This is a genomic window from Helicobacter sp. (assembly GCF_022511165.1).
Taxonomy (GTDB): domain Bacteria; phylum Campylobacterota; class Campylobacteria; order Campylobacterales; family Helicobacteraceae; genus Helicobacter_C.
On the sequence record NZ_JAFLSB010000048.1, the window covers coordinates 1 to 10,789 of the forward strand.

Here is a 10,789-nt window from a genome sequence, read left to right on the forward strand (position 1 = left end):
TAAAGGCTATCGTAGCAAAGAAGTGATAGATTCTATGGTAAAACACGGCGTTGTATATATGGTGGCAGTTGGTGGGGCAGCAGCACTGATTTCTAAATGTATCACAAAATATGAGGTTTTGGCTTATCCTGAGCTTGGACCTGAAGCGGTTGCGCGGCTAACCATTGAAAATTTTCCCGCTATTGTTGCTATTGATGCGCAAGGGAATAATTACTACGAAGTGGGACAAGCTCCATATAAGCAAATCTAAGTTTATAAAGCCAAGATTCTTTAGAATCTTGGTAGATAATACAAAAAGCTAGGGCTTAGAATCTTGGCTTATGTAAGTTGCACTTATATAGAGTGCAAAATGCGCTTTTAATGATTAAAAATATTTTATTATAAGTTTGCAACATATCGCTTCCATATGCCCTTATGAAAAATATAGCCAAAGATAAAAGCGCGTAAAAATGTCTCGCAGCAAATAATGGCAAAAATATATACTACATCAATTTGATAGCACACACATAGCCACATTGGCAAGATTCTACAAATCCAAATACTTCCGGTATTTATCCAAAGTGAGAGTTTAGTCGCTCCTGCACCTCTTAATGCTCCATCAAGTACAAAAATCCAAATAAGCGGCACTTGAGAAAGCCCCACAGCAACAAGGTAGGCAAAAGAATAAGTAATGACTGCAGATTCTGTGGTAAAAATAGCTGTAAGCTCCTTACCAAGCACACATAGTCCTATGCCAAGCACCCCCATAATAATTGAGGAGACAAGTAAAGTCGTGCGCACAAAAGATTCTGCAAGATCAATACGTTTTGCCCCAAGCATTTGTCCCATTAGCGCCATTGCAGCAACTTGGAAGCCAAAGCCGGGCATAAAGATAAAACTCTCTACGCGTGAGCCAATTTGAAATCCCGCAATCACTTCTAAGCCATAATCAGTCATAAATTTTGTGATAAGCACAAGTGAGAAAATCGTTAGACTCCTCTCAATCCCTGAAGGTGTGCCAATGCGTAAGCCCAAAATAAGTGCTCTCCATTCAAAGACATAAGCCATTTTAAGATGCTTATGCACCCCGCACAAAATTCCAAAGAGGATAAGTCCTTCAAAGTAAGTAACAATCACATTTGCCACTCCTGCTCCTATGATGCCAAGAGGAGGGATACCAAGTGAATCTACGCCAAAAATAAGCATAAAATTGAGCAAAATATTTAAAAGTGTGCTTATAATTTTAATAAAAAATACACTTTTTGTATCGCCTGTGGCAGCGAGTGCAGAGATAAAGATTGTTTTAGCAAAATGCGCAGGAATACTACAAAAAATCCACCCAAGATAAAGCATACCAAGTGCTTTTGTCTCTCCCTCCGCATTCATCCAATCAAAATAAGGTTCATTGAGAGAAGAGGCAAGGAGATAAATAGGTATAGAGCAAAGTAATGCTCCCACGCTCATTGTGCTAAGAGTTGTATTCATTTTTGTATAGTTTCGCTCCCCAAAGGCGCGTGAGATTTGGGCATTTGTGCCAACATAAAAAATCGTGGTAATAGCAAAGAGAAACATCCAGCAGTTCATACCAAGCCCAAGGGCTACGATATTATGCTTTGTAACTTCAAGGTCTGCTGAAATATGCGCGATAAAATACATACCCACAGCGATATTAGCAATATCGAGGAAAGAATTGCCACCAGAGGGTAGGGCAATGCGTAAAATCTTACGCATTCTTTGGTTAAAATTATATATCATTGTGTGTGCTTTGGTAAGTATTGAGCGATAAAACGCACAATGTGTGGATATGCTACTTTTTTGTGTGAATCTTTGTTTTCATAAATATGATGATAGAGGATATGAAAGCCCCTCTCAACGCTAAAATATTGCTCTAATTCCCCAGAATGCAAGATTCTTTCATTTTTGATACTTTGAGAGTGAATATCAATAAAGGTTTCAAAAAGCAATAATGCGTGGGGTTTAAGGGCATTAATGAGCGCAGGAAAAAGTCGTCTATCCAAAAAATAGCTATTAAGAATTACATCATAGTGTTGAGATGCGAGGCAAAAGGTATCTAAATCTGCCAAAATAGGCGTAATATGAGGAGAATCTTGCAAATACTCTAACGCCACAGAGGAAATATCAATAGCATCAATGCTTAATCCTAGCTGTGCGAGGAATTTTGCATTGCGTCCATTGCCACAAGCCACATCAAGCCCAAGTGGTCGTTCAAAGGTTTTATGGTGTAGATAGCGTGTGTTATATGAATCCTGTATCATTTGTGTAGGGTGTGTATGTAAAGATTGTGAGGTATATGAATCTTGCAAGGGTGTAAAAGAAGTATCTATCATAGGCGATTTAGAAAGCACATATTGTTTGATATAAGAAGAGGCTATTTCCATAAACGCGCTTGGCTCAAATGGCATAAAGTTATGTTGATAACGTTCATTCCACCTAAGCGCGTCCTCTTGCATTTATGCGCCCTTAGTCTTTCGCATTTATAATACTTGGGAGTTTTTTTCCGCCAAGAATGTGTAAATGTAAATGAGGCACTTCTTGTCCGCCATTTACCCCGATATTGGTGATAACTCTATATCCGCTTTCTTCGATTCCTACGATTCTTGCGACTTCTTGTGCAAATTCACATAATCCACCTAAAAGCTCTTTTGAGGCGCAAGAAAAGTCCTTTACACACGCTTTTGGAATTGCTAAAATATGCACAGGTGCTTGAGGGGCTATATCATAAAAGGCAAGAAATTTTTCATTTTCAGCTACCTTTTTGCAAGGAATCTCCCCTGCGACAATTTTTTCAAAAATCGTTCTTTCAGCCATTGAACACTCCTTTTTGGCAATTTTGTGTTTAAGTTTTTGCTGGTGTATTTTTAATTATTAAGACTTATTTGAAATAAGTGTGTATTTAGAAGTAGCTATTATAGCAACAAAGGGCAATAAAAAACTTTAAATATGCTACAATATCGCTTTATTTACTTTAAGAGCGAAGGATAAGTATTGAAAGCGCAAATGCAAGAGATTTTAGAGAAATTAGAAAAAGTGGGGAATCTGCAGGATTTAGAGGCATTACGCGTAGAAACAATAGGCAAAAAAGGCTTTTTAACACAGCAGTTTGCAACGCTCAAAGCCTTACAGGGCGAGGCAAAAAAGGCTTTTGCCACAGAGCTAAATAGCTATAGGGAAGCTTTTGAGAATCTTCTCTCAAGTAAAAAAGATGCACTTATATCTGCACAAACAAAAGAAAATCTTGCTAAAGAAGCCATTGATGCAAGTTTATTTAGCACATTGCGCCCTATAAGTCAAGGACACCCTATCTATCAAACAATGGATAGAATCATTGATTTTTTTGTCAATATGAATTTTGCACTGCAGAGCGGACCGCTGATAGAAGATGATTTTCATAATTTTGAAGCCCTTAATCTCCCTGCATATCACCCCGCACGGGATATGCAAGATACTTTTTATTTTAAAGATTCTTTGCTTTTACGCACCCATACTTCACCGGTGCAAATCCGCTCAATGCTCCAATCCCCGCCCCCTATTCGTATGATTTCTCCCGGGAGCGTGTTTAGGCGAGATTATGATTTAACACATTCTCCTATGTTTCATCAAGTAGAAGGATTAGTTGTAGATTCTAAAGAAAGGGTAAATTTTTCGCATCTTAAGTATATTTTAGAGGATTTTTTGCATTATATGTTTGGCGATGTGCGCATTCGCTTTCGTTCAAGCTTTTTTCCTTTCACAGAGCCAAGTGCTGAAGTTGATGTGAGCTGTGTATTTTGTGGAGGTGAAGGTTGCAGGGTATGCTCACATACAGGGTGGCTTGAAGTGCTTGGTTGTGGTATTGTGCATCAAAAAGTCTTTGATTGTGTGGGATATAAAGATGTGAGTGGATACGCCTTTGGCTTTGGGGTTGAGCGGTTTGCTATGCTTATTCATCGCGTGAATGATTTGCGTAGTTTTTTTGAGACAGATTTACGAGTATTGGAGCAGTTTTAATGATTTTTACAAAACATTTATTATCACAATTTATTGATATTTCACATATTCCCATTGAGGAAATTTGTGTGCGCTTAAGCAGTATTGGCTTAGAAGTTGAATCTGCATATGCGCTCAAATTGCCTCAAAAAGTCGTTGTAGCTCAAGTGCTTACCTGCGCTCCTCATCCTGATGCTGATAAGCTTAATGTGTGTCGTGTAAGCACAGGAAGCGAGGAGCTACAAATCGTTTGCGGTGCGCCTAATGTCAAAGCAGGACAATATGTAGCCCTAGCCCTTGAGGGTGCAGTAATACCGCATACTAAAAGCGGAGAGCTTAAAATCAAAAAGACGACTTTGCGGGGTGTGGAGAGCTGCGGTATGCTTTGTTCAAGCACAGAGCTAGGGTTGCCAAAGATTAATGATGGCATTATGGTGCTTGATGATACAGCAGGAAAATTAGAGCTTGGTGCAGAAGTAGGGGAGTTAGAGCTTTTTGATGATTATGTGATTGAAGTAGGTATCACGCCAAATCGTGGAGATTGCTTGAGTGTGTTAGGGATTGCACGCGAGATTGCTACTTGCTATGACTTGCGCTTGAAATTTGAGGTAAATATGGACAATGTCGTTACTTTAGGGCTTGGGCGAGTGCTACAGATTCTCACTGATGAAAAAATTGATGCGCATTTGTTTTATCGGGTTGTGGAGATAAAACAAGCCTATTTGCCCCTTGATATTGCTTTAGCTCTGGCGCATAATGGCACTTTGGTTGATGATATTGTGTGTAATTTTTTAGAATATGGCACATATATGACGGGTGTGATTTTAAATGCCTATAAATTGCGTGATTGTGGGAATAAGGATCTTGTTTTAGATAATGGTTTAGTCGCACAGCTAAGAATAAAAAAAGATGAAAATGGTTTAGAAGCAGTCTTTGCGAATGATAAACTCTCTGTGATTGGCGTGAGCTATGGTGAGCGACATTTTGGCACGAGGTCGGAGATTCTTATTATTGAGGCAAGTTATGTAGATCCAAATGCTATTGCTAAAAGTCTTTATGAACGCAAAATTAAAGGCGATGCGTCTTTAACCTATCGAAGCACGAGAGGGAGTAATTCACATTTAGAGCAAGGGATTGATTTTTTGTGCAAAAAAATGACACTTGTTTCTGATGTATTGGTGTATTCTGGCTCACATTCTATTGCTCAAAAAATCGATGAGATTACGATTAAGACAACTTTTAATGCGATTAATAAAATTATAGGGGTAGATTTAGAAAAAGAAGAGATAGCAATGATTCTAAAACATCTTTCTTTCAAACTTGAGGCAACTGGCGATGAAAATTTCTTTATGATTAGTGTGCCATCTTATCGCCACGATATACAAAATGTCCAAGATGTGGCAGAGGAGGTGCTTCGAATCTATGGCATTGATAAGATTCCTGCTACTCCCTTGCTTTGCTCACAATACCACAATAGTTCTAAAGCCTATATCGCGTATAAAAATAAACGCAAACTCGCCCATAGATTGATTGCTAATAGTTTTACTGAATGTATTCATTATATTTTTGCTTCTTCGCAATCCCTAGAGAATCTTGGATTTGTACGCATTGATGAGCATCTTGCTCTTATTAATCCTATCACCCAAGAGCTTGATACATTGCGCACAAGCCTTATTCCTGCGCTTTTAGATTCAATAAAGCGCAATGAGAATCTAGGCTTTAAAAGTATCGCACTTTTTGAGATAGGGAGCGTTTATAATGCGCAGCGAGAGGAAAAAACTAAACTTGCCTTTGTCGCAAGTGGGTTGCTTAAAGATGAGCGCTACCCACATAGCAAGGCTGCAAGTTGGGATTTTTTCTCTTTTGCGCTAATGTGTCAAAGATGTGTGGGAGAGGTGAGCTTAAAAAATATCCGCGATGTGGAAGATTCATCAGCTCTTTTAGCGCATTTTGGTTTAAGTGATGATAGAATCTTGCACCCTTATCAAAGTGCTTTTGTGTATTATCAAAATAAGCCTGTGGGTATCATTGCAAAGCTTCATAGCCAAGTTGCTTTGGATTTAGATATAGGCGAGACTTTTATATGCGAGATTGCTTTAGAGCATTTAGATGATGTAGTTTTAACCCACGCAAAAGAATTTTCAAAATATCAAAAATCCACACGCGATTTGACTATTTTGATTGATAAGCAGATTCCATTTTATCGTGTGCGTGAGGCGATTACACAGGCAAATATCACATTTTTACAAAATATTTATCCTCTTGATGTGTATTATGAGGAGAGTTTAGGGGCGCAAATGGCACTTAGTATTCGCCTTGTGCTACAATCTTATGAGGGCACTTTGCAAGAATCTCAACTCAATAATGCTACACAATCTGTGCTTGAAGTTTTACAAAAAAGTTTTAATGCGTCTTTGCGCACCTAAGAGATTTAGCCTCGCTTAAGCTCTTAGATAGGCAAAAGAAGCATTGTTGTTCTATAATTTATAACTAAGGAGAATATATGCAATTACCCCATATTACACAAGAAGATGAACCACTTTTACAAAAAATGTCTCACACCCTTGCTTTTCTATGCGCTGATATGGTGCAAAAGGCAAATAGCGGACACCCCGGCGCTCCTATGGGGCTTGCAGATATTGCAACCTTGCTTAGTTTTCATCTTAATCTTTCTCCAAGTAATCCTACTTGGCTTAATCGCGATAGGTTGATTTTTAGTGGTGGGCACGCGAGCGCGCTTGTGTATGCGCTTTTGCATTTATGGGGTTTTGATGTGAGCAAGGAGGATTTGCAATCCTTTAGGCAGATTCATTCAAAAACACCCGGACACCCAGAGTATGGGCATACTCAAGGCGTAGAAATTACCACAGGACCTCTAGGGCAGGGTATAGCAAATGCTGTGGGTATGGCTATGGCGAGCAAATATGCGTGCAATCTCTTTGGCAAGGAGATTATCTCACATTATGTGTATTGTTTATGTGGCGATGGGGATTTGCAAGAGGGGATAAGCTATGAATCTGCTTCTTTGGCGGGGCATCATCAGCTTTCAAATCTTATTCTTATTTATGATAGTAATAATATTAGCATTGAGGGTGAGATAGGTATTGCAATGAGTGAGGACATTGCTAAACGTTTTGAGGCGCAAGGGTGGGAGGTGCTACATTGTGATGGGCATCATTTCTTAGAGATTGATACTGCGCTTAAAAGTGCTAAAAGTTCCCCTAAGCCAACAATCATTATCGCACGAACAAAGATTGCAAAAAATGCCCTAAGCTTAGAGGGTAGTCATAAGGCACACGGCGCACCTTTGGGGGAAGAGATTATTACAGAGGCTAAAGCTAAGCTTGGCTTAGAGCCAAAAGCCTTTCATATCCCTGAAGATGTGGCTTTTGCCTTTGGTACGCTCAAAGAGCGCGGGGAGCTAGAGGTGCAAAAATGGAAAAAGCAGTATGAGAATCTCCCACAAATTACAAAAGAACGTTTTGATAATATGATGAGCAAAGATAGCTCACACATTATATATCCGCAATTTGAAGTAGGACAGAATATAGCTACCCGCGTGAGCAATGGCAAGATTTTGAATGCCATTTCACAAGCTATGGAGGGATTTATCGGCGGAAGCGCGGATTTAGCCCCCTCAAATAATACATTTTTAGAAAATGAGGGTGATTATCCTCAAGGAAAAAATTGGCATTTTGGTATTAGGGAACACGCAATGGGCGCAATCAGCAATGGGGTAGCTAATTATGGCTTATTTTTACCATTTTGTGCTACTTTTTTTGTTTTTAGTGATTATATGAGCCCAAGTGTGCGTGTGGCAAGTCTAATGAAAGCGCGAGTATATTATATTTGGACACACGATAGCATAGGTGTGGGAGAAGATGGCGCGACACATCAGCCTATTGAGCAATTAAGCCATTTTAGGGCAATGCCAAATCTACTTGTATTTCGTCCAGCTGATGCAAACGAAAATATTGCGTGTTGGCAGGTGGGGTTAGATTCTGCCTTGCCTTGCGCTTTTGTGCTTACTCGTCAAAATCTCCCTGTAATTACACCTTATACTCCTATGCTGAAAGAAAACACACAAAAAGGTGGATATATCATTTATCCGCAAGAGGACGCGGACATAACGCTTATGGCAAGTGGAAGCGAAGTAAGCCTTGCGCTTAAGGCACTTAAGTCTCTAAATGAAGTGGGTATTAAAGCGCAGGTGGTGAGTGTGCCTTGTTTAGATTTGCTTTTGTGCCAAGATAAAAGCTACAAAAAGAGTTTATGTAAGGGCAAAGTTTTAGCTATTGAAGCTGCGAGGGGCTTAGAATGGTTTGCTTTAGCTGATGAGGTGCTAAGTATGCAAAGTTTTGGTGCTTCGGGTAAGGGTGAAGCACTTTTTGAGCATTTTGGTTTTAGTGTGGCACATATTGTGGAGGTAGCACAAAAATTACTCAAAATGGATTCTTAAAAGGCAAGGCATAAATGAAAACACTCAAGGTGTATAGCTCTCATCGTTCCTTAATGCAGTATTTAGATGAGGGAGTTTTGCTTAGCCCTCATATGATGATGAGTGAGTTTTTTGCTCAAGCTGTAATTATTGAGGGATATAGGGCTTTACCTGAAGCGATGCGTTTGCTCCTGTCTTTGGAGATTCTTAAAGAATGTGCCAAAGAGCTTCAAAGGGTGAATTTTATCTTTGAGGAGAGTTTTTTAGCTTTTTTAGAATCCTCGCAATTTTTATTTGGTTTTTTTGATGAACTCTCTCAAGCACAAGTGGATATAGGGGAGATTCCATTACTAGATACCTATGGGGATTATGAGGATCATTTGTATGTGCTTGAATGGGTGCAAAAGCGCTATAAGGAGCGTTTGGAGGAGCTTTTATATTATGATAAGCTGATTTTGCCTCCCAAGGCAAAAATGCGTATTAATGAAGATTTTATCCGCCATTTTGAGAGTATTCATCTCTATATTGAGGGCATTATAAGTAAGGCTCATCTTGCTTTACTTACGCATATAGCCTCTCTTAGCACACTTAAAGTGCATTTTTGTTTTGATGAATATAATGCGAGCTTGCCCTTTTTGCCCTCGTATATTTTGGAGCAATGTAGCCCATTTCATCGATATAGTTTTGATTTTAAAACAGGGGAAATGCTCTCTTGTGAATCTATAAGCTTTCAAGCACAAGTGCGCTCTTATAGCTTTTCTCTTCGTATATCTCAAGTAGCGCTTGTATTTTATATGATTCATCAATGGCTGCAAAGTGGCGTGAATGAAGAGGATATTGCAGTGATTGTGCCTGATGAGCATTTTGTGCAATATCTTGCTCTCTTTGATAAAGCGCATAATCTCAATTTTGCTATGGGTAGGGATATAACGCATTCTCTTGCGTATAAGCATCTCCAAGATATGTTGAGTGATTACAAGGAAGAGAGCGCGATTTTGCCCTATGAGCGTATATGTGAGGGGATACAAACTCATCTTGCCTCTTATGAGGATAGGCAAAGTAAAAAGGTGCGAGAATATGTCAGCGAGCTGCTTTTTATATGGGAGAATGGAGGATTTACAGAGCGCAGATATGCGGAGGTGCTAGAGCTACTCCTTGAGGAATTAAAACATTATAGTATCGATGATGTTATGGGCGGAAAAATACGCGTAATGGGCGTTTTAGAATCTCGTGGATTTGTGTGCAAAAAGGTAATTATTGTGGATTTTAACGAAGGTGTGATACCAAGTGTGGCTCAAAGTGATTTGTTTTTAAACTCGGCATTGCGCAAAAAGCTTCAAATGCCAACTATTAAGGATAAAGAGCAGCTTCAAAAGCATTATTACTATGCGATGTTTAGCACAGCAGATGAGGTGGTGGTGTCTTATGTAGAAAATGAGGATAGGCATAGAAGTCTTTTGCTTGAGGAATGGGATAAATACGTAAAAGTGCAAGAATATAATGGCGATGCGCACTTTGCGCTTTTAGCAGAGGGGGAGAAGTTAGAATATTGTGAGGATTCTTTCACAGGCGAGATTCCTAAAAAGCTAAGCCCAAGTAGGCTTAAAGTTTTTTTAGAATGTCCAAGACGATATTTTTATCAGCATATAGAGTATTTGAGCGATATAGGGCAAGAGAGCGGTGCGTTTTTAGGCAATATCTTGCATCAATGCCTAGAATCCATATATGCTCCTTATGTGGGTAAGAAAATCTCCCTAAACGCGCGGGAGGTGCATCATAATGCGCTTAAATGGCTAGAATCTTATGTGCAAGAGAATGCTTTGAGTGCGCTAGATAGGGCAAATATCAAGCTTCTTAGCTATGAGCTTGAAAAATTTTTAGATGAGTATTATAAAACACAAAAGGGGCAAATAGAGATTTTGTGCCTTGAGGAGCAAATGGAGGCGCAATATGGGGGCTTTGTATTTTCTGTGCGCCCTGATAGAATCCAAAAGAGTGATGAGGGTATAGAAATACTTGATTATAAATATCGCAAAAATTTTGAGCCTACAAAAGATGCGGAGAAAACGACAGATTTTGCACTTTTGCTTTATAAACACGCTTTTTGGCAAAACTATCCGCAATATGCTTCCTTGCCTGTGAAATTGGGCTATTGGGATATAAAAAAAGCTGCAGTAGTGGAGGAGGAATCCATAGAGGAAAAAGAGCGCATACTTTTAGAGAAACTTCAGTCCCTGCAAGGTGAGATAGTTTTTAGCAAAACTGAAAAAAGAACAACTTGTCATTATTGCCCCTTTGTGGAGCTATGCGATAGATAGGTGAAGTGAGAGCCATAAATAAGGGATTAAGAAGATTCTAACTTCAATCTAAAATCTAAAAAGTTTA

At 39.2% G+C, this 10,789-nt stretch carries 8 protein-coding genes; 5 read left to right on the forward strand and 3 right to left on the reverse strand.

The window, feature by feature from the left end; translation table 11 throughout:
• A partial coding sequence (locus J1E28_RS06745; RefSeq protein WP_291028074.1) for a fumarate hydratase C-terminal domain-containing protein occupies positions 1-250 on the forward strand: 250 nt, incomplete at its 5' end.
• A gap of 128 nt (positions 251-378) precedes the next feature.
• Here the strand turns inward: J1E28_RS06745 and J1E28_RS06750 are convergent.
• Genes J1E28_RS06750 through J1E28_RS06760 form a run of 3 tightly spaced genes read right to left on the reverse strand, consistent with a single transcriptional unit; the run spans position 379 to position 2,808 of the window.
• Complete coding sequence (locus J1E28_RS06750) at positions 379-1,734, reverse strand: MATE family efflux transporter (RefSeq protein WP_291028076.1); 1,356 nt, start codon at positions 1,732-1,734, stop codon at positions 379-381.
• Complete coding sequence (locus J1E28_RS06755; protein ID WP_291028078.1) at positions 1,731-2,450, reverse strand: class I SAM-dependent methyltransferase; 720 nt, start codon at positions 2,448-2,450, stop codon at positions 1,731-1,733. Before J1E28_RS06755 ends, J1E28_RS06750 begins: the two co-directional genes overlap by 4 nt.
• 10 nt (positions 2,451-2,460) lie before the next feature.
• Complete coding sequence (locus tag J1E28_RS06760; protein ID WP_291028080.1) at positions 2,461-2,808, reverse strand: histidine triad nucleotide-binding protein; 348 nt, start codon at positions 2,806-2,808, stop codon at positions 2,461-2,463.
• A 189-nt stretch (positions 2,809-2,997) separates the two neighbouring features.
• On the opposite strand from J1E28_RS06760, the gene pheS reads away from it, so the two are divergent.
• The 4 genes from pheS (at position 2,998) to J1E28_RS06780 (ending at position 10,722) form a co-directional block, all read left to right on the forward strand.
• Positions 2,998-3,987 (forward strand): phenylalanine--tRNA ligase subunit alpha, encoded by a 990-nt coding sequence (pheS, locus tag J1E28_RS06765; RefSeq protein WP_291028088.1) that lies wholly within the window; start codon positions 2,998-3,000, stop codon positions 3,985-3,987.
• Positions 3,987-6,392: a phenylalanine--tRNA ligase subunit beta gene (pheT, locus tag J1E28_RS06770; protein WP_291028082.1), complete on the forward strand. Its 2,406-nt coding sequence runs from the start codon at positions 3,987-3,989 to the stop codon at positions 6,390-6,392. Before pheS ends, pheT begins: the two co-directional genes overlap by 1 nt.
• 77 nt (positions 6,393-6,469) lie before the next feature.
• On the forward strand, positions 6,470-8,425 hold the full coding sequence (tkt, locus tag J1E28_RS06775; RefSeq protein ID WP_291028084.1) for a transketolase: 1,956 nt from the start codon (positions 6,470-6,472) through the stop codon (positions 8,423-8,425).
• 14 nt (positions 8,426-8,439) lie between these two features.
• Positions 8,440-10,722 carry a PD-(D/E)XK nuclease family protein gene (locus J1E28_RS06780; protein WP_291028086.1) on the forward strand — a complete coding sequence of 761 codons (2,283 nt, stop codon included), beginning with the start codon at positions 8,440-8,442 and terminating at the stop codon, positions 10,720-10,722.
• The last annotated feature ends 67 nt before the right edge of the window (positions 10,723-10,789 follow it).

Bases quoted from the DNA above. Each gene is read 5' to 3' on its own strand.
- J1E28_RS06750 (WP_291028076.1), bottom strand. From the start codon at position 1,734: ATGATATATAATTTTAACCAAAGAATGCGTAAGATTTTACGCATTGCC.
- J1E28_RS06755 (WP_291028078.1), bottom strand. From the start codon at position 2,450: ATGCAAGAGGACGCGCTTAGGTGGAATGAACGTTATCAACATAACTTT.
- J1E28_RS06760 (WP_291028080.1), bottom strand. From the start codon at position 2,808: ATGGCTGAAAGAACGATTTTTGAAAAAATTGTCGCAGGGGAGATTCCT.
- pheS (WP_291028088.1), top strand. From the start codon at position 2,998: ATGCAAGAGATTTTAGAGAAATTAGAAAAAGTGGGGAATCTGCAGGAT.
- pheT (WP_291028082.1), top strand. From the start codon at position 3,987: ATGATTTTTACAAAACATTTATTATCACAATTTATTGATATTTCACAT.
- tkt (WP_291028084.1), top strand. From the start codon at position 6,470: ATGCAATTACCCCATATTACACAAGAAGATGAACCACTTTTACAAAAA.
- J1E28_RS06780 (WP_291028086.1), top strand. From the start codon at position 8,440: ATGAAAACACTCAAGGTGTATAGCTCTCATCGTTCCTTAATGCAGTAT.